General features: G+C 64.4%; 20 protein-coding genes. 9 read left to right on the top strand and 11 right to left on the bottom strand.

Features of this window, described 5'->3' with window-relative positions; genetic code table 11:
- Positions 1 to 65 precede the first annotated feature (65 nt).
- From ACVINW_RS25980 to grxD, 4 genes are read right to left on the bottom strand one after another with little or no spacing between them, the layout of a single operon-like run.
- Positions 66 to 1,325 (bottom strand): serine hydrolase domain-containing protein, encoded by a 1,260-nt coding sequence (locus ACVINW_RS25980; RefSeq protein ID WP_456753935.1) that lies wholly within the window; start codon positions 1,323 to 1,325, stop codon positions 66 to 68.
- A gap of 1 nt (position 1,326) precedes the next feature.
- Entirely contained in the window at positions 1,327 to 2,607 is a 1,281-nt protein-coding gene (locus ACVINW_RS25975) for a serine hydrolase domain-containing protein (protein ID WP_456753934.1), read from the bottom strand.
- A 49-nt stretch (positions 2,608 to 2,656) separates the two neighbouring features.
- Positions 2,657 to 3,208: an O-acetyl-ADP-ribose deacetylase gene (locus ACVINW_RS25970; protein ID WP_456756501.1), complete on the bottom strand. Its 552-nt coding sequence runs from the start codon at positions 3,206 to 3,208 to the stop codon at positions 2,657 to 2,659.
- Positions 3,205 to 3,537, bottom strand: a complete 333-nt coding sequence (gene grxD / locus ACVINW_RS25965; RefSeq protein ID WP_456753933.1) for a Grx4 family monothiol glutaredoxin — start codon at positions 3,535 to 3,537, stop codon at positions 3,205 to 3,207. Before grxD ends, ACVINW_RS25970 begins: the two co-directional genes overlap by 4 nt.
- A 293-nt stretch (positions 3,538 to 3,830) precedes the next feature.
- Between grxD and egtB the strand changes: the two genes are divergently transcribed.
- The 3 genes from egtB to ACVINW_RS25950 are packed head-to-tail and all read left to right on the top strand — an operon-like array spanning position 3,831 to position 6,527.
- Positions 3,831 to 5,084, top strand: a complete 1,254-nt coding sequence (gene egtB / locus ACVINW_RS25960) for an ergothioneine biosynthesis protein EgtB (protein WP_456753932.1) — start codon at positions 3,831 to 3,833, stop codon at positions 5,082 to 5,084.
- Between the two features lie 53 nt (positions 5,085 to 5,137).
- Entirely contained in the window at positions 5,138 to 6,106 is a 969-nt protein-coding gene (egtD, locus tag ACVINW_RS25955; RefSeq protein ID WP_456753931.1) for an L-histidine N(alpha)-methyltransferase, read from the top strand.
- Between the two features lie 25 nt (positions 6,107 to 6,131).
- Positions 6,132 to 6,527, top strand: a complete 396-nt coding sequence (locus tag ACVINW_RS25950) for a DUF4345 domain-containing protein (protein WP_456753930.1) — start codon at positions 6,132 to 6,134, stop codon at positions 6,525 to 6,527.
- 9 nt (positions 6,528 to 6,536) lie between these two features.
- Here the strand turns inward: ACVINW_RS25950 and ACVINW_RS25945 are convergent, their stop codons facing one another.
- Together ACVINW_RS25945 and ACVINW_RS25940 are read right to left on the bottom strand one after the other, a co-directional pair.
- The gene (locus ACVINW_RS25945; RefSeq protein ID WP_456753929.1) at positions 6,537 to 7,718 is read right to left on the bottom strand and encodes a low temperature requirement protein A; all 1,182 of its coding nucleotides are present in this window, start codon (positions 7,716 to 7,718) and stop codon (positions 6,537 to 6,539) included.
- A 33-nt stretch (positions 7,719 to 7,751) separates the two neighbouring features.
- Positions 7,752 to 7,988: a BolA family protein gene (locus tag ACVINW_RS25940; RefSeq protein ID WP_212015434.1), complete on the bottom strand. Its 237-nt coding sequence runs from the start codon at positions 7,986 to 7,988 to the stop codon at positions 7,752 to 7,754.
- A 185-nt stretch (positions 7,989 to 8,173) separates the two neighbouring features.
- Here ACVINW_RS25940 and ACVINW_RS25935 point away from each other — a divergent pair, with 185 nt between their 5' ends.
- Positions 8,174 to 8,533 (top strand): DUF427 domain-containing protein, encoded by a 360-nt coding sequence (locus ACVINW_RS25935; RefSeq protein ID WP_456753928.1) that lies wholly within the window; start codon positions 8,174 to 8,176, stop codon positions 8,531 to 8,533.
- 130 nt (positions 8,534 to 8,663) lie between these two features.
- On the opposite strand, the gene ACVINW_RS25930 is transcribed toward ACVINW_RS25935, so the two are convergent.
- Positions 8,664 to 8,837: a DUF1328 domain-containing protein gene (locus ACVINW_RS25930; RefSeq protein ID WP_029083837.1), complete on the bottom strand. Its 174-nt coding sequence runs from the start codon at positions 8,835 to 8,837 to the stop codon at positions 8,664 to 8,666.
- Positions 8,838 to 9,025: 188 nt separating this feature from the next.
- Here ACVINW_RS25930 and ACVINW_RS25925 point away from each other — a divergent pair, with 188 nt between their 5' ends.
- Both ACVINW_RS25925 and ACVINW_RS25920 read left to right on the top strand, forming a co-directional pair.
- Complete coding sequence (locus tag ACVINW_RS25925) at positions 9,026 to 10,210, top strand: acyltransferase family protein (RefSeq protein ID WP_456753927.1); 1,185 nt, start codon at positions 9,026 to 9,028, stop codon at positions 10,208 to 10,210.
- 184 nt (positions 10,211 to 10,394) lie between these two features.
- On the top strand, positions 10,395 to 10,655 hold the full coding sequence (locus ACVINW_RS25920; protein WP_456753926.1) for a GlsB/YeaQ/YmgE family stress response membrane protein: 261 nt from the start codon (positions 10,395 to 10,397) through the stop codon (positions 10,653 to 10,655).
- A 99-nt stretch (positions 10,656 to 10,754) separates the two neighbouring features.
- On the opposite strand, the gene purL is transcribed toward ACVINW_RS25920, so the two are convergent.
- Positions 10,755 to 12,986, bottom strand: coding sequence for a phosphoribosylformylglycinamidine synthase subunit PurL (gene purL, locus ACVINW_RS25915; protein WP_456753925.1), 2,232 nt, complete (start codon positions 12,984 to 12,986; stop codon positions 10,755 to 10,757).
- A 173-nt stretch (positions 12,987 to 13,159) separates the two neighbouring features.
- Between purL and ACVINW_RS25910 the strand changes: the two genes are divergently transcribed.
- From ACVINW_RS25910 to ACVINW_RS25900, 3 genes are all read left to right on the top strand, one after another.
- The gene (locus tag ACVINW_RS25910) at positions 13,160 to 13,651 is read left to right on the top strand and encodes a PaaI family thioesterase (protein ID WP_456753924.1); all 492 of its coding nucleotides are present in this window, start codon (positions 13,160 to 13,162) and stop codon (positions 13,649 to 13,651) included.
- Positions 13,652 to 13,941: 290 nt separating this feature from the next.
- Complete coding sequence (locus tag ACVINW_RS25905; RefSeq protein WP_456753923.1) at positions 13,942 to 14,928, top strand: DMT family transporter; 987 nt, start codon at positions 13,942 to 13,944, stop codon at positions 14,926 to 14,928.
- Positions 14,929 to 15,049: 121 nt separating this feature from the next.
- A complete protein-coding gene (locus tag ACVINW_RS25900) occupies positions 15,050 to 15,706 on the top strand; it encodes a CPBP family intramembrane glutamic endopeptidase (protein WP_456753922.1) in 657 nt (218 codons plus the stop codon).
- A 34-nt stretch (positions 15,707 to 15,740) separates the two neighbouring features.
- Here ACVINW_RS25900 and ACVINW_RS25895 read toward each other — a convergent pair whose 3' ends face one another.
- The 3 genes from ACVINW_RS25895 to ACVINW_RS25885 all read right to left on the bottom strand — a co-directional run bounded on the left by ACVINW_RS25895 (position 15,741) and on the right by ACVINW_RS25885 (position 19,397).
- The gene (locus ACVINW_RS25895; protein WP_456753921.1) at positions 15,741 to 16,478 is read right to left on the bottom strand and encodes a tetratricopeptide repeat protein; all 738 of its coding nucleotides are present in this window, start codon (positions 16,476 to 16,478) and stop codon (positions 15,741 to 15,743) included.
- A gap of 217 nt (positions 16,479 to 16,695) precedes the next feature.
- Positions 16,696 to 18,300, bottom strand: coding sequence for an ABC transporter substrate-binding protein (locus ACVINW_RS25890; protein ID WP_456753920.1), 1,605 nt, complete (start codon positions 18,298 to 18,300; stop codon positions 16,696 to 16,698).
- Positions 18,301 to 18,419: 119 nt separating this feature from the next.
- Entirely contained in the window at positions 18,420 to 19,397 is a 978-nt protein-coding gene (locus ACVINW_RS25885) for a tripartite tricarboxylate transporter substrate-binding protein (RefSeq protein WP_456753919.1), read from the bottom strand.
- Between the last annotated feature and the right edge of the window lie 5 nt (positions 19,398 to 19,402).

Here is a 19,402-nt window from a genome sequence, read left to right as displayed (position 1 = left end):
GCGGAGCGATGGATTGCTTCGTCGCTATCGCTCCTCGCAATGACGAGAGGATGGTCCTATCCGAATTACCGCCCCATCGCCTGGTAGATCAGCGTCTTCAGCTCCTGCTGGATCCGGCCGCGCTGTGATGGCGTCTGCACCATGAAGATGCCGAACAGATCGTCGGCGGGGTCGATGAAGAAGAAGGTGCCGCCGACACCGTCCCAGCGGTACTCGCCCAAAGGCCAGTCCGTATTCGCCGGCACCGAGGTGCGGACCGCGAAGCCGAGGCCGAACCCGGAGTTCGGACCGGGATAGTAGTTCTTGTCGCGCACGATGCCGGTTTCCGGGCCGATATGGTCCCGCGCCATCAGCGCGATGGTCTCCGGCTTCAGGTAGCGCCGCCCGTCATAGAGGCCGCCGCTCAACAGCATCTGCGAGAAGCGCGCGTAGTCTCCGATGGTGCCGACCATGCCGCCGCCGCCGGATTCCCGCCGCAGCGGCCGGCGCGGGTCGCTGACGTCAGCGACCGGACTGATGATGCGATCCGCCGGCATCGGCTCGGCGATCAGCGGCCATTTCGTGGGGTCGGCGACATAGAACGCGGTCTCGGTCATGCCGAGCGGGCCGAGCAGCCGCTCCTTCTCGACCTGAAACAGGGACTTTCCCGTTATCACCTCGATGATGCGGCCGAGCACATCGGTGGAATGGCCGTAGTCCCATTGCGTGCCGGGTTGCTCGGCAAGCGGCAGCGCGGTGAGCCGCGCCACGAACTCGGCGTTGTCGGGATTGCTATTGAACAGGCCGGCATCGGCGTAGGTCTTGTTCACGACGCCGCCGCCATAATAGCCGTAGGGCAGGCCCGCGGTGTGACGCATCAGATCCTCGATGGTGACGGGCCGCTTGAGCGGCTCCAGCGCCATCATCGGCTTGCCCTCGTCGCCGCGCTTCTCCACGCCGACCTTCATGTCGGCGAAGGCCGGGATGTATTTCGACACGGGATCGCTGAGGGCGAGCTTGCCTTCCTCCACCAGCATCATCGCGATCACAGTCGTGATCGGCTTCGACATCGAGTAGAGGCGGAAGATGGTGTCCGCGCTCATCGACAATTCCGTTGCGACGTCGCGAACCCCGAAATTCTGGTAGTAGACCGGCTTGCCGTGCTGCTGCAGCAGCAGGATCGCGCCGGGAATCTTTCCGGTCGCGATCTCGTTCCTGACATAGTCGGAGACCTTGGCGAGGCCTTCCGCCGAGAAGCTGTGCGCGGCCGGACCCGCGGAGCCGGCCTCCGCAACCGTTGCGCACGCGAGCACGAGCGCCGCGACGATCGCGCAGCACCCGCGCATATCAGTTCTCCATGGCTTCATAAACGAGCTGCTTCAACGTTCGCTGGATGCGCTGGCGCTCGCTCGGCGTCTGCTCCAAGAGGACGAAGAAGAAGTCCTGCTTGCGGTCGATGACATAGTAGCAGCCGCTGGCGCCGTCCCATTTCAGCTCGCCGAGGTCGCCGGGCGGCGGCGGCTTCGCATTGCCCGGATCGGTGCGCACCGCAATCCCGAGCCCGAAGCCGAAGCCGTCGCCGGGGAAGTAGAAATAGTCGCGCTCGACGCCGGAGCCCGGGCCGACACGGTCGGTGGTCAGCTCCTTGAACGTCTCGGGCTTCATGATGGTCTTGCCGTCGAGCGTGCCGCCGTTGAGCAGCATCTGGGCGAAGCGCGAATAGTCCGCCATGGTCGAGACCATGCCGCCGCTGGCGGACTCCCATTTCTTGACCTTGGTCGGATCGTTGACCCGGCCGACCCGGAAATCGCTGTCGTTCGGCATCGGCTCGGCCATCAGCTTCTGCTTCTCGGGATCGGTGACGAAGAAGCCGGTGTCCTTCATGCCGAGCGGGCCGAGCAGCCTTTCCTGCTCGATCGTCGAGAGCTTCTCGCCGGTGGTAATCTCCATCACGCGCGCCAGGATGTCGGTGGAATGGCCGTATTGCCAGAGCGCACCGGGCTGGTTGTGCAGAGGCAGCTTGGCGATCCGCTCGGCGAATTCAGCGAGATCGAAATCGCCGCCATAGATATCGGCTGCCTTGTAGGCCTTGCGGACCAGGCTGTCGCCATAGAAGCCGTAGGTGATGCCGGACGTATGCGTCATCAGATCGAGGATCGTGATCGGCCGCTTCAACGGCACCAGCTCGAGCGTCTTGGTGCCGTCCTCGGCCTTCTTCTCGACCCCGACCTTCATGTCGGCAAAGGAGGGAATGTATTTCGAGACGGGATCGTCGAGCTTGTATTTGCCCTCCTCCAGCAGCTGCATCGAGGCCACGGCGGTGATCGACTTGGACATCGAAGCCAGGCGGAAGATGGTCTTGTCCGTGATCGGCACCTTGCTGACCACATCCTGCACGCCGAAGGCCTCGTGATAGACCGGCTTGCCGTGCTGCTGGATCAGGACGATGGCGCCGGGAATCTTTCCGGTCGCGACCTCGTTCTTGAAGAACTCGCTGATCTTGGCGAGCTTGTCGGGGTTGAAATGCGCGCCCGCCGGGATCTCATAGCTGCCTTCGGCGCGCGCCACCGGCGCCGCGAGCGCCGCCGCGGCGACGGCGGCCGCGCACATCAAACGAAATGAATGCATTCGAACTATCCCTCTCCGGAAATCACGGAGAAGTGTAGCGGCGGTATCATCAGGCACAAGGGCTGCCAAAGCCGTCCAGGACCTCCTGATGGAGCTCGCCGCTCGGGGCCGAGAAGCAGCAGAAGATCACCTGCGTAACGCCGGGTGCGGCCGCCAGGGCATCGACCACTGACTTGACCGCAATGCCGGCGGCGCGGTCCGGCGGGAAGTGATAGACGCCGGTCGAGATGGCGGGAAATGCAATGGAAGCGAGCTGGTTGGCGTGGCACAGCTCGATGCCGCGGCGATAGCACGATGCGAGCAGCGCATCCTCGTTCTGGGTGCCGCCGTGCCAGATGGGGCCGACCGCATGGATCACATGTCCGGCCGGGAGCCGGTAACCCCTGGTGATTTTGGCATCACCCGTCTTGCAGCCGTGCAGCGTGCGGCACTCGGCGAGCAACTCGGGGCCCGCGGCACGATGGATCGCGCCGTCGACGCCGCCGCCGCCGAGCAGCGATGAATTGGCCGCGTTGACGATGGCCTCAACGCGGAGCGTCGTGATGTCGGTAACGATGACGTCGAGCCGCGCCTTGCCGATCCGGCGCGCGGTCAAGGTCAGGCAGCTACGTCGACCGGGATGCCCTTGTCGGCAAACAGCTGCTGCAATTCACCGGCCTGGAACATCTCGCGGATGATATCGCAACCGCCGACGAACTCGCCCTTCACATAGAGCTGCGGAATCGTCGGCCAGTTCGAATAGACCTTGATGCCGTTGCGCAGCTCGGTGGATTCGAGAACGTTGAGGCCTTTGTAGCCGACACCGATGTGGTCGAGGATCTGCACGACCTGACCGGAAAACCCGCACTGCGGGAATTGCGGCGTGCCCTTCATGAACAGCACGACGTCGTTCGACTTCACTTCGTTGTCGATGAATTGCTCGATGCTCATTTTCGCTTCCTTGCGTGGGCGGCGCTCTCAGGCCTTGACGGGCCGGCCCGCCCTTCTAACCCGTGACTGGCTATATATGTAGCTCAAACCATTGTGCATCCAAAGCAAAATGGCGGAAATCTGGCATTCGGCGGGGGCTGGACGGGGCCCCAAAAGGCGCCGGGATTATCTGACGGGCCCAATATCATGACGGGGGAGGCTTTTTTCCCGTAACGGAGCCCCTATCTAGGACGAACTGTCCGCCAGGAACCAGATTGCCGAAGCAACGTTCTCCCCTCGAATCGGAGACCCTCGTGACGAAACCAGCCTCTGCCGCGACCGCCCTTTCTGCGGCCTCCCCGTCACTTTCCTCCGAATCCGGGCCGCTCGCGGAGCGGCTGGTCGACGCCTACCGCGCGGTCCGCGATGAGACCGAGCGCCGCGTCGCGCCGCTGTCCCCCGAAGACCAGCTGATCCAGTCGATGCCGGATGCGAGCCCCGCCAAGTGGCACCGCGCCCATACGACCTGGTTCTTCGAGCAGTTTCTGCTCGGCGAGCACGTCAAAGGCTACACGCCATTCCACCCGGACTACGCCTATCTGTTCAATTCCTATTACGTCAGCGCCGGCCCCCGACATGCCCGCCACCAGCGCGGCCATCTGACGCGCCCGACATCAGACGAAGTCACCGCCTACCGCCGCCATGTCGACGCGGAGGTGGTGAAATTCTTCCAGACCGCTACGTTGGAAAAGCTCGAAGCGCTGGTGCCGCTGGTCGAGGTCGGCCTCAATCACGAGCAGCAGCATCAGGAGTTGATCTACACCGACATCCTGCACGCGTTCGCGCAGAACCCGATCCCGCCGGCCTACGATCCGGCCTGGCGCTTCCCGGCGTCGCACCGCGGCACGGACGAATGGGTGACGCTCAATGAAGGCATCCACACCGTCGGCCATGCCGACGACAGCTTCCATTTCGACAATGAGAAGCCCGCGCATCGCGCGCTGGTCGGCCCGGTCAAGCTTGCGAAAAACCTCGTCAGCAATGCCGACTGGCTCGCCTTCATGAAGGACGGCGGCTACTCCACCGCCACGCTGTGGCTGATGGATGGCTTCGCTACCGTCAGCAACGAGGGCTGGCAGGCGCCCGGCCATTGGCGCGAGATCGACGGCGAATGGAAGATCATGACGCTGGGCGGCCTGCAAGCAATCGATCCGCAGGCCCCGGTCTGCCACGTCAGCTACTACGAGGCCGACGCCTTCGCCCGCTGGGCCGGCAAGCATCTGCCGACCGAGATGGAATGGGAGGTCGCAGCGCGCGCCGGACTGCTCAACGATGCCTACGGCATCGTCTGGCAGTGGACCCGCAGCTCTTACTCGCCCTACCCGGGCTACCGCGCGATCGAAGGCGCGCTCGGTGAATACAACGGCAAGTTCATGGTCAACCAGCTGGTGCTGCGCGGCTCGTCGCTGGCAACGCCGGCAGGTCACAGCCGCGTCACCTATCGCAACTTCTTCTACCCGCACCATCGCTGGCAATTCACGGGGTTACGCCTCGCCGACTACGCCTGATCTAGTCCTGTCGACATCAAGTGCGCGCCGGTCAGCGCGTTCAGGAGAGTATCATGAATGTGCATGCCGCCGCTTCGGCCAAAGCGTATCCGTTCGACGAAGCGACCTCGGCGTTTGCCGACGATGTGATCGGCGACCTCGCCCGTCACCCGAAACGGCTGTCGCCGAAATATTTCTATGACGCCACCGGCTCGGAGCTGTTCGAGCAGATCACCGTGCTGCCGGAATACTACCCGACCCGCACCGAGCTCGGCATCCTGCGCGACCGCGGCGACGAGATCGCCGCGATCATCCCGGACGGCGCGGCACTGGTCGAGTTCGGCGCCGGCGCCACCACCAAGGTGCGCCTGCTGCTCGAGCATTGCGAATTCGCAGCCTATGTGCCGGTCGACATATCCGGAGATTTCCTGAAGGCCCAGGCCGACGGCCTGCGCAGGGATTTCCCCGGTCTCGGCATCTATCCGGTCGCGGCCGATTTCACCGCGCCGTTCGCGCTGCCAGATGCCGTCGCCGCGATGCCGAAGGTCGGCTTCTTCCCAGGCTCGACACTCGGCAATTTCGAGCCGAGCGAGGCCCTGGCCTTCCTGCGCAGCGCGCGCCAGATCCTCGGCCACGGCGCGCAGATGATCATCGGCGTCGACCTCGAGAAGGACGAGCGCGTGCTGTACGACGCCTATAACGACGCGGCCGGCGTCACCGCGCGCTTCAATCTCAATGTGCTGGTGCGGATCAACCGCGAGCTCGGCGGCAATTTCGACCTCTCGGGCTTCACCCATCGTTCGATCTACAACCGCGACCGCCACCGCATCGAGATGCATTTGATCAGCCGCAAGGCACAGACCGTGCGGATCCTCGGCAACACCTTCGCGTTCCGTCCAGGCGAGAGCATCCACACCGAGAACAGCTACAAATATTCGCTCGAGCGCTTCACCGCGCTGGCCCGCAGCGCGGGCTGGACGGTGCGCAACAGCTGGACCGACGCCGACACGATGTTCTCGGTGCACGCGCTGGTCGCGGACTGACGCCTAACCCGGACGGGACACAATCATGGGCCGGCGCGCGCTGCAGATTGCGACGGCGGCGCTCGCCCTCGTCCCGATCCTGACCGGCATCATCACCATGCTCGGCGTCAGCGATCCGCTCTATGCCTCCTCGGGCGTGCCGGCGCTGCCGGTGCTCGACAGCAATCTGCGCTTCTTCGGCGGGGTCTGGCTCGGTCTCGGCCTCGCTTTGCTCTGGCTGGTGCCGCGCATCGAAAGCGAGAGCGTGCTGTTCCGCATGGTGTGGGGCGGCATCTTCCTCGGCGGCATCGGCCGGCTGCTGTCGATAGCGATGGTCGGCATCCCGCCGCTGCCATTCGTGGGCTTCACCGTGCTCGAAGTGATCGGGGCGCCGCTGTTTGTCTATTGGCAGCACCGCGTGGCCACGGCCGGACACGGGTAGCGGCCACCGCTATTCCTCTCCCCCGGTCGACCGCAGCGAGATCGATTCCCATGCCGCGACCACGATCATGATCGCGGTGGTGACGATCGAGAGCGTCAACGGCGACAGGTCATGCGCAAAGTAGGCTGTTATCGCCAGCGCGACGATGCCGACGCCATGCGAGAGCTGCAGGAAATTGCGGATGACATATTTGAACAGGATGGTCCCGACCAGGAACAGCGCGGGGCCGCCAACCGAGCTCACGATCGTCTTGAGGTCGGTATGGCCGCCAGGGTGCTTCAGCACCAGCTCGTCGGCGACCGCGGTCAGGATGATGCCGCCGACGATCGGCATGTGCAGATAGGTGTAGGCGATCCGCGCCACACGGCCGGATTCCTCGGACTTGGAGATCATCTCCGAGCCGGCCTCGGCACCCTTGTGGAAATAGATCCACCACATCGCGATACTGCCGACCAGCGCCGAGAGGAAGGCTGCGACATTCTCCGGCGTCCAGGTCAGCTCGGCGAAGGTCGCGCCGTCGACCACGATCGCCTCGCCGAGCGCGATGATGATGAAGCCGGCGCAGCGCTCGGCCATATGGCCGCCCTCGACCGACCACGCCTCCATCGAGGAGAAGCCGAGCCTGGGAGTCCAGAACCGCAGCGCGGGCGCGACATATTCGATGGCCAGCGCCGCGATCCACAGCCACATCCGCGTCTCGTGCTCGGCGAAGCCGCCGAGAACCCACAGCACCGCCGAGCCGGACAGCCAGGTCAGGATGCGGATCGCATTGTGGCGCACCGCCGTGCGGCGCCGCGGCGTCGCCAGCAGCCAGAACGCGGTGCGGCCGACCTGCATCGCGGCATAGGTCCCGGCAAACCACAGCCCGCGCCCCTCGAAGGCAGTCGGGATCGAGGTCGACAGCAATAGCCCGCCCAGCATCAGCACGAACAGCAGCAAGCGGACCGGCGTCAGCTCGGGATCGAGCCAGTTGGTGACCCAGGTGGTGTAAACCCACACCCACCACACCGCGAGGAACAGCAGCGTGACCTGCACCGCGCCCAGCGCGGTGAAGTGATGCAGCAGCGTGTGCGACAGCTGCGTGACGGCAAAGACGAAGACGAGGTCGAAGAACAGCTCGGCATTGGTGACGCGGCTGTGCTGGTTCGGCACGATGACGCGAAACATCGCGCCACGCGGATTGTCTGCCATCGCTCGAGGCCCCCGCCCGCCGGCCTTGAGGGCCTAGCCGCCCGGCACCCCGGTCTGCAGCGCCAGCGCATGCAGCACGCCGCCCATCTGGCCCTTCAGCGACTGGTAGACGATCTGATGCTGCTGGACGCGGGACTTGCCGCGGAATGACTCGGATATGACAGTGGCCGCGTAGTGGTCGCCGTCGCCGGCCAGATCACGGATCGTCACCTCGGCATCGGGAATCGCTGCCTTGATCATCGATTCGATATCACGGGCGTCCATCGGCATCCCAGTCCACCTCCATCAGGGTCGTTCGAATCATCGCTGGCCCGGCAGCCATGCAGGTAAAAACCTAGCGCCTGAGGTCTTCTAGGTCATCCTGTCGCACACTATATCCCCATTCCCAGCGATTTAAACCTGCATCAATCGGTCACAAGCCATCACGCCGAAATGACCAGAAGAGGCGCAGAATCATGAAGCTCCCCGGCCCCGACCATCCGATCACGATCACACCCAATGCCAGGCGCGTCCGCGTCACCGCCGACGGCGTCGTGATCGCCGAGACCAGCCATGCGCTGACCCTGAAGGAAGCGAGCTATCCGGCCGTGCAATATATCCCCCGGCAGGACGCCAATATGGCGCTTTTGACCCGCACCGAGCGGACCACGCATTGCCCCTACAAGGGGGATGCGAACTATTTCAGCATCAAGGCCAACGGCAAGACGCTGGACAATGCGATCTGGACCTATGAGGAGCCCTTTCCGGCGATGACCGAGATCGCCGGCCACCTCGCCTTCTATCCGGACAAGGTGAAGATCGAGGAAGTGGCGTAAATCAACATCGTCATTCCGGGACGATGCGCAAGCATCGGACCCGGAATCTCGAGATTCCACAATGCGCAATCGCGCATTGGGTTTCGCTTCGCGCCCCGGAATGACAGCACTCGTTGCAGCAGCATCGCCGCTACGCCCTGAAGATCGTGAGCCCGAGGATCAGCAGCACCAGGAAGATCACGACGAACACGTAGAACAGGAAGCGCGCGATGTCGGCTGAGGCGGCTGAGATGCCGGTGAAGCCGAGCAAGCCCGCGATGATCGAGACGACCAGGAAGATCAACGCCCATTTCAGCAGTGTCATTGCTTGCTCCAACAACCGCGCGCGCGGTTTGCGCGTCCGCCCGATAACGCCGGCTTGCGAGCCCGGTTCCAAAACGAAACAAACGCATTGAGATGACCGACCTCGACACCACGGAAACGGGCCGATTGGGCCTTGCTGAATCGAGTTCCCGATTGCAACATCAGGCTGCAGACCCGGCTGGGGGCACCATGAAATCGATTGCTCACGCGGCTCCGGCCGTCGACGTCCAGGCAGCACCGAAGCTCCACAAGCGCAATGTCGCCCTCGACCGTGCACGCACCTTCCTGACGCTGGTCGTGCTGCTGCACCACGCCGTGATTCCCTACACCTATTTCGGGCACACCGACCCGACGTCGTGGATCGGCTTCGACTGCGTGGTGCTCGCCACCGACAGCTTCTTCATGGCGATGTTCTTCTTCCTGTCGGGGCTGTTCGTCTGGCCCGGGCTCGGCCACAAGCCGTGGCTGATCTTCCTGCGCGACCGCCTGCTGCGGCTCGGCCTGCCCTTCGTGGTCTGCGCGGTCACCGTGATTCCGATCGCCTATTACGCGATCGCGCTGCGCGCGACACCGGATCTGACCTTCTCCGAGTTCTGGTGGAAGACCGTAACCGCCGGGCCCTGGCCGAGCGGCCCGATCTGGTTCGTCTATGTCCTGATGACCTTCGACCTGACCGCGAGCCTGCTGTACCGGGTGTCGTCGCGTCTGCTCGATCCGATCAACCGTCTGTCGATCAAGGGATTTGAACGTCCCTCGAAGTTCTGGCTGTTCCTGGTCGTGGTCAGCGCCGCCGCCTACCTGCCGATGCTGGTCAGCTATGGCCAGAACTACTGGTTCGAGTTCGGACCGTTTTCGGTGCAGGCGAGCCGCGTGCTGCTGTATGCCTGCTATTTCTTCGTCGGCGCGGGCGTCGGGGCGGCGAACTTCGAGAGCGGCGTGCTCAGCGCGCACGGACGGCTGACCGAGCGGCGCTGGTTCTGGACCGGCGTCACGCTGATCCCCTACGCGATGATGTGGGTGATGATCTACATCAAGCGGGGGATCATCGGTAATCCCGATCCGCTGCCCGCCTGGTATCTCGCGATCTACGGCAGCTTCTACGTGCTGTTCAGCGCCTCGATCCTGTTCGCGATCCTGGCCTACTTCTTGCAATCGAAAGCGCCGGGGCCGACGCTGCTCGACCGCATGCAGGGCGACGCCTACGGCATGTTCCTGGTGCACTATCCGATCGTGCTGTGGCTGCAATACTGGCTGTTCGACATGGAGCTGCCGGCGATCGCAAAGGCCGCGATCGCGTTCTTCGCCACCGTGGCCCTGAGCTGGGCCCTCACCACCGTGCTGCGCAAGCTGCCGGGCGCCAAATACGTGCTGTAGTTTCCCTTCGCGGCGACGCTCTCACGTGCTGCCGCGCCGGGCTGATCAACGACAGGCCCCAAGCGGCGAGACTGACGGCAGGATCGCGGCCGACAAGTTGCGCACAACCTGCCATTGGTCACATGCCGCCGGGTGATTCTCGGGTATGCTGGGCGGACTGCATGACCTCAAGGAGCGTCCTCAGATGAACGACCCTCAAGTTGGATGGATCGCCGCCATCATCGTCGGCGGCTTGGCCGGCTGGCTCGCCGAGATGTTCATGAAGTCCGGAACCGGCATCTTCATGAACATCATCCTCGGCATCGTCGGCGCGGCGCTGGCGAACTGGCTGTTGGGTCTGCTCGGCGTGTCGCTCGGCGGCGGCTGGCTCAGCTATCTCATCGCCGGCTTCATCGGCGCCTGCATCATCATCTTTGCCTGGCGCGCGGTTCGCAGCGCGACCTGACGCGATCCGCAGGCATCGCGGTTGAACAAAAGATAATAGCGCGATGATGGAATCATCGCGCTATTGAGGTCGTTGCGTTGTGACGCTGATCCTGCCGGATCAGGCAGCGGTGCCGCTCATGTAGTTCGGCAGCCAATGCTCGAAGGCGCGCGACAGGCTTTCGACCGCAACCGGCGCCTCGCCCGCGACCGCAATCGCATCGCCGCCGGTGGTGCCGATCCGCGCGCAGGGCACGCCGGCGCCCTTCATCTTCGCCAGCACGAGGCCTGCGTCGGCAGCCGGCACGGTGACGATGTAGCGCGCCTGATCCTCGCCATACCAATAGGCATGCGGCACGATCGAGGACGGCGCCGCCAGGAGCTGCGCGCCGATACCGCTTGCGATCGCCATCTCGGCCAGCGCGATCAGGAGCCCGCCGTCGGACACGTCATGCACCGCAGTCGCGGTGCCGGCGCGGATCATGCCGCGCACCACGTCGCCATTGCGCTTCTCGGTGGCGAGATCGACCGGCGGCGGAGAGCCCTCCTCGCGGCCGCAGACATCGCGCAGGTAAACCGACTGGCCGAGCCAGCCCTGGGTGTCTCCGACCAGGAGAATCGCCTCGCCCGCCGCCTTGAATGCCAGTGTCGCCGACTTGGTGAAGTCGTCGAGCACGCCGACGCCGCCGATCGAGGGTGTCGGCAGGATGCCACGGCCGTTGGTCTCGTTGTAGAGCGAGACGTTGCCGGATACGACCGGGAAGTCCAGCGCGATACAGGCTTCCGCAATTCCTTTCAGGCAGCCGACGAACTGGCCCATGATCTCGGGCCGCTCCGGATTGCCGAAATTGAGATTGTCGGTGATCGCGAGTGGCCGGCCGCCGACCGCGGTGATGTTGCGCCAGGCTTCGGCCACTGCCTGCTTGCCGCCCTCGAACGGATCGGCCTCGCAATAGCGCGGCGTGACGTCGACGGTGAGCGCAAGCCCCTTCGGCCCGTCCTCGACGCGCACCACCGCGGCATCGCCGCCGGGGCGCTGCATGGTGTTGCCGAGGATGACGTGGTCGTACTGCTCCCAGACCCAGCGCTTCGAGCACAGTTCGGGCGTGCCGATCAGCTTGGTCAACGCGTCGGCGATGCCGAGCGGCGGCTTGACGTCCTGGCCACGGATCACCGGCAGCGCGCCCGATGCGACATGCGGACGGTCATAGACCGGCGCCTCGTCCCCGAGCTCCTTGATCGGCAGATCGGCCATCACGTCGCCGCCATGCTTGACGACGAAGCGTTTGGTCGGCGTGGTGTAGCCGACGATCGCGAAATCGAGCCCCCATTTGCGGAAGATCGCCTCGGCCTCCTGCTCCTTTTCGGGCTTGAGCACCATGAGCATGCGCTCCTGGCTCTCTGAGAGCATCATCTCGTAGGCGCTCATGCCGGTCTCGCGGGTCGGCACCGCGTCGAGATGGAGGTCGACGCCGAGATCGCCCTTGGCGCCCATCTCGACCGCCGAGCAGGTCAGGCCGGCTGCGCCCATGTCCTGGATCGCGACGACGCAATCGGCTGCCATGATCTCGAGGCAGGCTTCGAGCAGCAGCTTCTCGGCGAAGGGGTCGCCGACCTGCACGGTCGGCCGCTTCTCCTCGGAGGCATCGTCGAACTCGGCCGAGGCCATCGAGGCGCCATGGATGCCGTCGCGGCCGGTCTTGGAGCCGAGATAGACGATCGGCATGTTCACGCCGGAGGCCGCCGCGTAGAAGATCTTGTCAGCTCTGGCGAGGCCCACCGCCATCGCGTTGACCAGGATGTTGCCGTCATAGCGGGTGTGGAAGCGGACCTGGCCGCCGACCGTCGGCACCCCGAACGAATTGCCGTAGCCGCCGACGCCGGCGACCACGCCGGACACCAGATGCCGGGTCTTCGGGTGCTCGGGCGCCCCGAAGCTCAGCGCGTTCAGGCAGGCGATCGGGCGCGCGCCCATGGTGAAGACGTCGCGCAGGATGCCGCCGACGCCGGTGGTCGCCCCCTGATAGGGCTCGATATAGCTCGGATGGTTGTGGCTCTCCATCTTGAAGACCACCGCCTGGCCGTCGCCGATATCGATCACGCCGGCATTCTCGCCGGGGCCCTGGATCACCCAGGGGGCCTTGGTCGGCAGGCCGCGCAGATGGATCCGGGACGACTTGTACGAGCAATGCTCGTTCCACATCGCCGAGAAGATGCCGAGCTCGGTGAAGGTCGGAACTCGCCCGATCAGCTTCAGGATGCGCTCGTACTCGTCCGGCTTCAGCCCGTGGGCGGCGACGAGTTCGGGGGTGATCTTCGGTTCGTTCTTAGGCTCGTTCTTGGGCGCGGTCATGGGACCCTTAATAGGTAGATCGAACGGGGGCGAAAAGGCCTTTTACGGGGCATTTCCGGGCTGTCCAGAGCTTTGCGGCGGCTGGACGCGGCCCGGAATTTGCTACCCGGATTTGCACAATGGGGATGGATCGGATTTAAGGACCCGAACCCGCTAATTGAAGGCCAGATTTCGTGAACGAGCTCGTCAAGACCGCGCCAGAGACCGCATTCAATCGCCGCCCCGACCTGCACGTCGAAACCGAGGGCGAATTCGCCGGCTGGCGAACCTGGACGAGGGACAATTTCGAGACCCATACTGGCCCGTTTTACCACCGCATGGACGAGGACGGCCGCATCAGGTGCGCCTTTCGGGTCGCCCGGAAGCACCTCAACGGCGCCGGCAATGTCCACGGCGGCTGCTTCATGACCTTCGCCGACTACTGCCTGTTCGCGCTTGCAGCCTCCGAGTTGCAGGGGCAAGGCGTCACGGTCGGTTTCTCATGCGAGTTCCTCGACGCAGCACGCGAGGGCGAGCTGATCGAATGCGACGGCGAGATCACGCGCGCGGGCGGATCGCTCATTTTCCTGCGCGGCACACTGCGCGCGGGTACGCGCGCAGTGTTCACCTTCTCCGGCACCATCAAGCGGGTGAAGCATAAAACGACGGCGCAGCCGAGCGCGTGACGCCGCATTACGTCGACGGCGAGGTGCTGAGCGAGTGCTGCGCCGGCGAAGTCCCGCGCAGGCAGCGCGCGCAAATTCCGCGTGATGGGCGCCGGGCCGGCATCCATCACGTTTTCCGTCTGAACCGCCCCTAGCCGTTGGCCCCACGGCCAAGCTACATTCGCTCCATCGCGCGCCGATGCGCGGAGGGAGCCAATCAAGGTGCCGCAGAGCACAATCAGAGCAAGATCCGGAAAAGTGCGAGGCGGTTTTCGCTCGCGACAGACGCGGAACGCGTTTGCGCGGAGATCATGCTGAACCGGACGGGCAAGACAGCCGGCGTGACGGCTCCCGCGATCACGCCTCCTCCGTCCACCTTAGCGCCGGGCGCGCGCGGCTGGCGCGACTATGCGCTGCTGCTGGCGCTGGCCTGCTGCTGGAGCTCGACTTATCCGCTGACCAAGATCGGGCTCGGCTCGATCCCGCCGGTCACCTTCATCTCGGCGCGTTCGCTGGTCGCGGCCGCCTTCCTGCTCATCGTGCTGCGGCTGCGCGGCATCCGCATCCCGACCGACATCAAGGCCTGGAAGCTGTTCGCCTTCCAACAGACCATCAACTCCACGATCCCGTTTCTGGTGATCACCTGGGCGCAGCTTTACGTACCGGCGTCCAACACCGTGGTGCTGGCCTCGACCACGCCGATCTTCGCCTTCCTCATCACCTGGACAATCACGCGGCACGAGCCGGCCTCGCTACTCAAGCTGGTCGGCGCGATCCTCGGCCTCGCCGGCACGGTCGCGATCATCGGCCTCGACGCGCTCTCGGGCTTCGGCAGGGAAATTGTCGCCGAGATCGCGATCCTGCTCGCCACCGTCTCGTTCGCCTGCGCCACGATCTTCGGGCTCCGGCTGTCGGACTACGACCCGATGGTGGTCGCAGCCGGTTCGCTGCTTTTCGGCGGCACCGTGCTGCTGCCGGTCGCGCTGATCGTCGACCATCCCTGGACGCTGCACCCGACCACCCAGGCGCTGGTCGCCACCGTCGTAATGGGCATCTTCTCCAGCGCATTCGGCCTGATGCTGTTCTACATGTGCCTGACGCGGCTCGGCACGCTCACGACCAATGCGCAGGGTTACTTGCGGATTCCGATCGGCGTCGCGCTGTCGGTGATCCTGCTCGGCGAATCCGTGCCGTCGAACCTGGTGCTCGGCCTCGTGCTGGTCATGGCCGGCGTCGCCGCGATGACGGTGCCAGGCGAAGTGGTGAAGCGGTGGTTGAGACGATTGCGCGGCCGTTGAAGCTGAATTCGCGCAGACTTGGAATTGCCGGGACGCAGTCATCGCCCGATTGACACAGATTGCGCGAATGTGAGGTAGTTGACCGCAAGTCTGTCGGGGCGCGTCCCGTTAGAGGTCGAACATGGAAAATCGTTCGCCGGACACCTTTGGCGACTCGAAGGCTGATCGCGCGTCCGATCTCTGGTGGTTTGCACTCGCGTTGATCCCGCTCTTTGCATCCCAACTCATGCGGCTGCATCAACACCATGCAGCGAGCTGGCTGGGTTGGGACTATGTCGGCCGGATAGCCGCTTTGGCCATCCTCGCGATGATTCCCGCGGCACGAAGTGTTGCCTTTGGGCGGCAGCAAAATCGAATCGCCCTCCTTGAACTCGGGCTCTGGATCGCGGGACTTTCGCTGCTGGAGCGTCTGGGTCAGTGGCCGCGGCGCCTGATCGATACAGAGTTTCCGGCGACTGTCGTCGGCGTGTATCCGCACCCGACCGGCTGGCTTTACGGTTTCGACCTTGTGTTCGGCCTCGCGTTGGTAGCGGCCAGCGAAGAGATCATTTTCAGGCGATGCCTTCGGAGCGTCGCGCAGCCCTATCTGGGCGACCGGACGCTTGCCGTCCTGGTCACATCGCTCATGTTCGGTGCCTATCACTGGTGGGCCGGGATCGGAAACGTCCTGCTCGCCGCGACAATCGGCATTCTTCTGATGGTGATGTATCGGCGGTCAGGTGCGATTTGGCCGGTCGTGCTGGCGCACTACCTCGTTGACCTGATCGCCTTTGCTTGAGTCTAACGCGGGTTTGGAGCACGGAAGTGACAAGCTAGGTCGACAATTGCTTCTCGGCGATCGAGAGCCACTCGGCCTGCGCGTCGCGCAGATATTTCGGCGCACGCCGCATCTGGATCAGCAGCTCGTTGAACACCATGCGCGCCTCGGCGGTGCGGCCGACCAGCTGTAGCAGAAGGCCGTAGCGGACCCGCGCCTCGGCGCCGGGGAAATACTGCGACACCGCCTGGTATTCCTCCAGCGCCTCGTCGAGCCGGCCGATCTCGGCGAGCGCACGGGCGTAGAGCAGATGCCCCTCGGCGGATTCGAAATCGGGCCAGCGCTCGCGCAAGGCATCGAGTGTCGCCAGCGCCTCGGCGGGCTGCTTGCGGGCGAACTGGGCCTGCGCCTTGGCCAGCGCGTAAGCCGGATCGTCGCCTTGCGGCAGCCCCAGCACGTGGTCGTAATGGCCCTCGGCCTCCTCGAAGCGCCCGATGGAGTGGCATTCGGCGGCGAGCGCCGCGCGGTTGGCGATCGTATCCGACGTCGCGAGCCGGTCGGACAATTCGCGATAGCGCTTCTCCGGATCGAGCCGGTTGGCGACGCGCTTGCGTGCCTGCGCGGCACCCGGCCCGCCCCACCATTCCGGAACGAGCTCGACGACGATGTAGGCGAGTGCGCCGATCAGCGGCACCATCAGGATGATGAAGGCCCAGGGCTGCAAGCGCCCGGTGCGCGAGGCGTGATAGATCAGCGAGATGTCGAGCAGCAATATGACCAATGCAACAGGCATCAAGGATCCCAGCGAGCCGGACAGACCATCCAAAGTCGCCACCGTCATAACGCGCCCGGCACGTCGCGACAATCCCCGGTTGTTACCCCGGCGGCGCTAGCGTGAAGAGATCGTGAAGCGGCAGCGACTACCCTGCATTGGTCGCGGACGAAACGGATCGGGTTCATGCTCCTTGCGCCATGGCGCGAGCATGCGGGCGACGATACCGGATTCCGGCTTATTGCATGCTGACCAGCGTGAGGTCGACGAACCACGACTGGGGCGACACAAAACCCTTCACCTTCGGACTCATCGCGCGAGGGTTCAGATCGTGGACAATATAGAGCCAGGGCGGGTCGTCGACGAGGCGCTCATGCGCCTTGCGATAGGCCGCCGAGATCACTTTCGGATCGGTCGCTTCCGAAATCGTCCTGAGTGCGGCTTCGAACTCGTCGTCCTTCCATTGCTCGAAATTGAATCCGTTCGGAGAAAAATTGGCAGCCAGGAAATAGCGCGCCATCACGCCGGCGTCCGACGAAGGCGAGCTGATATTGAGCGCCATCGCGCCCCGCAAATTTGGGCTGTCGGGCGTGGCCCGGGCCGCGGTCAAGAGCACCTGCCATTCGATCACGTCGAATTCCACATTGACCCCGCAGGCTTCCTTCAGGTTCTGCTGGAGGAATTCGTTCATCGGCAGCGGCAGCATCTGCCCCGAGCCTGAGTTCGAGATCAGCACCTTGAACCCCAAGGGCTTTGCCGGCGTGTAACCGGCCTCGGCAAGCAGCGCCTTGCCTTTGGTCGGATCGAATTTGTAGCGGTTGGCCGGCGCGCCGAAATCGGGATCGCTGACCTTGAGCCAGCCGACCGACGGCTCTGCGGTCCCGTTGAGCAGGGACACCAGCCCGTCCCGATCGATGCAGTAGTTCAGGGCTTGGCGAACCCTGACATCCTTGAACGGGCTGTTGGCGGCGCCGATGTTGTAGAACCACGGCCAGACATGCGGATAGGAACCGGTGGTAATAGTGAAGCCGGCGGATTTCAGCGAGTCGATGCCATCGGCCGGCGGCACTTCGATCCAGTCGACCTGGCCGGCGCGCAAGGCGGCCAACCGCGAATTGGCCTCGGGGATCGGCAGCAACACGACGTTGTCGACCTTCGCGATCTTGCTCGTGTCCCAATATTTGTCCCAGCGCGCCAGGTCTGCCTCTTGCCGCGGCACAATCCTGGTGATGCGGAACGGCCCGGTGCCGGCAGCCGGCAACGTCGCGACCTTGGCCCAGTCGCGGCCGGCCTTTTCGAATGACGCGGGCGAGGTGAACAGAAGATAGACCGCCATATAGGGAAAATAGGATGCCGGCTTCGTCGTCGTGATCGCCACCGTTGCGTCGTCGATCTTCCGGTAACTGCCCATCACCGGGACCCGCGCCCGCGACATCGCCGAGCTCGGCGGTTCAAATTGCGGGCTCTCGCTGTTGAAGTAGCGATCGAGATTCCAGATCACGGCATCGGCATTGAAGTCGGTACCATCGTGGAATTTGACGCCCTGGCGCAGATGGAAAATCCAGGTCTTGCTGTCGGCGGGGTCCTGTTCCCATTTCTCCGCGAGTCCGGGACGCAAAGTGGCCAAGCGGTCGGTCCCGGTCAGATTCCACAGCACCAGACCCTCAAAGATCGGATAGCCGAGAAAGCGCATGCCTTCGAAGCCGTTATTCGGCAGCCCGGTTGCCGTCGGGATATCGGACGCCGTCATGGCGATGCGCAGCGTGGTCTCGGCCGCAGCTGAACGCCACGTCAGCAGCGCGCACAGGAGCGCTATCGTGCAGTAAGCCTTGCGAATGAGCATGATGCAGCTCCCGTCCGACGATCAGGAGACCACCAGCAAGTTTCAGGCCAACCTGGCGACGCAAGCCTGCCGCCTCGGCGACCGCCTCGAGGCAGAGCCAACGCAGCGAGGACGACTTGCTACTTCTTGTCGTCTGCCAGCAGCGCGCGGTATTTCGCGACGTCGCGGGTCACCAGTTGCTGCAGCACCTCGGGTGCAAGCTCATCGGCATCGGGCGCAACCGTCGACAGGTCGACGAAGCGTTTCTTCACCGCTTCGCTCGCGACTGCGCTGCGCGCGGCAGCATTCAACTTGGCGATAATTTCCGGAGGCGTGCCCTTCGGTGCGAACAGGCCGTTCCAGCCCTGCGCCTCGAACTCCGGCAATCCGGCTTCGGCCGAGGTCGGCAGTTCCGGCAGCGAGGCGAGCCGCACGGTCGAGCCGACCACCACCGCCTTCACGAGCTTGTCGTCGATCGCCTGCGACACCGAGGCCGCGGCATCGCAGACGCCGTCGATCTGGCTGCCGATCGCATCCGTCAGCGCGAGCGCCGCGCCGCGATAGCCGATCAATTGCACGTCGATCCCGGCGGCATGCACGAAGCTCTTGCAGATCAGGTAGTTCGAGGAGCCGACGCCGGCATGGCCGAGATTGACCTTGCCCGGATTCTTCCTGGCGTAGTCGATGAAGTCCTTGAGGTCCTTGGCCGGGAAATCCTTGCGCAGCGCGACGATGCCGAAGGTTTTCGCCACCACGGCGATCGGCGCAAAGGAGTCAGGCGTGAACGACAGTTTCGGATAGATCGTGTAGGTCGCGGCGTTGGTGCCGGCATTGCCGATCGCAATCGTGTAACCGTCCGGCTCGGCGCGGGCCGCGCGGGTCAGCGCCGTCGAGCCGCCGGCGCCGCCGACATTCTCGATGATGATGGTCTGGCCGAGCGCAGCGCTCATCTGGTCGGCGACCGCGCGGGCGATCACGTCGGAGGTGCCGCCGGCCGTGAACGGCACGATCATCGTGATCGGGCGTTTCGGGAAGTCCGGCTTCGAGGAATCTTGAGCGTGAACTGCCGTCGCGAAAACGAGTACCGCGGCCGCGGCAAGGCACCACCGCCCCAGCATTTCCG

The sequence above is a fragment of the Bradyrhizobium sp. USDA 4461 genome (assembly GCF_054055655.1).
Note: the sequence above shows the minus strand (reverse complement) of the source record. Positions and strands in the feature narration are given on the sequence as shown.

What these genes read in the sequence shown, in the direction of transcription:
- ACVINW_RS25980 (WP_456753935.1), bottom strand. Translation starts at nt 1,325, where the DNA reads ATGCGCGGGTGCTGCGCGATCGTCGCGGCGCTCGTGCTCGCGTGCGCA.
- ACVINW_RS25975 (WP_456753934.1), bottom strand. Translation starts at nt 2,607, where the DNA reads ATGCATTCATTTCGTTTGATGTGCGCGGCCGCCGTCGCCGCGGCGGCG.
- grxD (WP_456753933.1), bottom strand. Translation starts at nt 3,537, where the DNA reads ATGAGCATCGAGCAATTCATCGACAACGAAGTGAAGTCGAACGACGTC.
- egtD (WP_456753931.1), top strand. Translation starts at nt 5,138, where the DNA reads ATGAATGTGCATGCCGCCGCTTCGGCCAAAGCGTATCCGTTCGACGAA.
- ACVINW_RS25950 (WP_456753930.1), top strand. Translation starts at nt 6,132, where the DNA reads ATGGGCCGGCGCGCGCTGCAGATTGCGACGGCGGCGCTCGCCCTCGTC.
- ACVINW_RS25945 (WP_456753929.1), bottom strand. Translation starts at nt 7,718, where the DNA reads ATGGCAGACAATCCGCGTGGCGCGATGTTTCGCGTCATCGTGCCGAAC.
- ACVINW_RS25940 (WP_212015434.1), bottom strand. Translation starts at nt 7,988, where the DNA reads ATGCCGATGGACGCCCGTGATATCGAATCGATGATCAAGGCAGCGATT.
- ACVINW_RS25935 (WP_456753928.1), top strand. Translation starts at nt 8,174, where the DNA reads ATGAAGCTCCCCGGCCCCGACCATCCGATCACGATCACACCCAATGCC.
- ACVINW_RS25930 (WP_029083837.1), bottom strand. Translation starts at nt 8,837, where the DNA reads ATGACACTGCTGAAATGGGCGTTGATCTTCCTGGTCGTCTCGATCATC.
- ACVINW_RS25925 (WP_456753927.1), top strand. Translation starts at nt 9,026, where the DNA reads ATGAAATCGATTGCTCACGCGGCTCCGGCCGTCGACGTCCAGGCAGCA.
- ACVINW_RS25920 (WP_456753926.1), top strand. Translation starts at nt 10,395, where the DNA reads ATGAACGACCCTCAAGTTGGATGGATCGCCGCCATCATCGTCGGCGGC.
- purL (WP_456753925.1), bottom strand. Translation starts at nt 12,986, where the DNA reads ATGACCGCGCCCAAGAACGAGCCTAAGAACGAACCGAAGATCACCCCC.
- ACVINW_RS25905 (WP_456753923.1), top strand. Translation starts at nt 13,942, where the DNA reads ATGCTGAACCGGACGGGCAAGACAGCCGGCGTGACGGCTCCCGCGATC.
- ACVINW_RS25900 (WP_456753922.1), top strand. Translation starts at nt 15,050, where the DNA reads ATGGAAAATCGTTCGCCGGACACCTTTGGCGACTCGAAGGCTGATCGC.
- ACVINW_RS25895 (WP_456753921.1), bottom strand. Translation starts at nt 16,478, where the DNA reads ATGCCTGTTGCATTGGTCATATTGCTGCTCGACATCTCGCTGATCTAT.
- ACVINW_RS25890 (WP_456753920.1), bottom strand. Translation starts at nt 18,300, where the DNA reads ATGCTCATTCGCAAGGCTTACTGCACGATAGCGCTCCTGTGCGCGCTG.
- ACVINW_RS25885 (WP_456753919.1), bottom strand. Translation starts at nt 19,397, where the DNA reads ATGCTGGGGCGGTGGTGCCTTGCCGCGGCCGCGGTACTCGTTTTCGCG.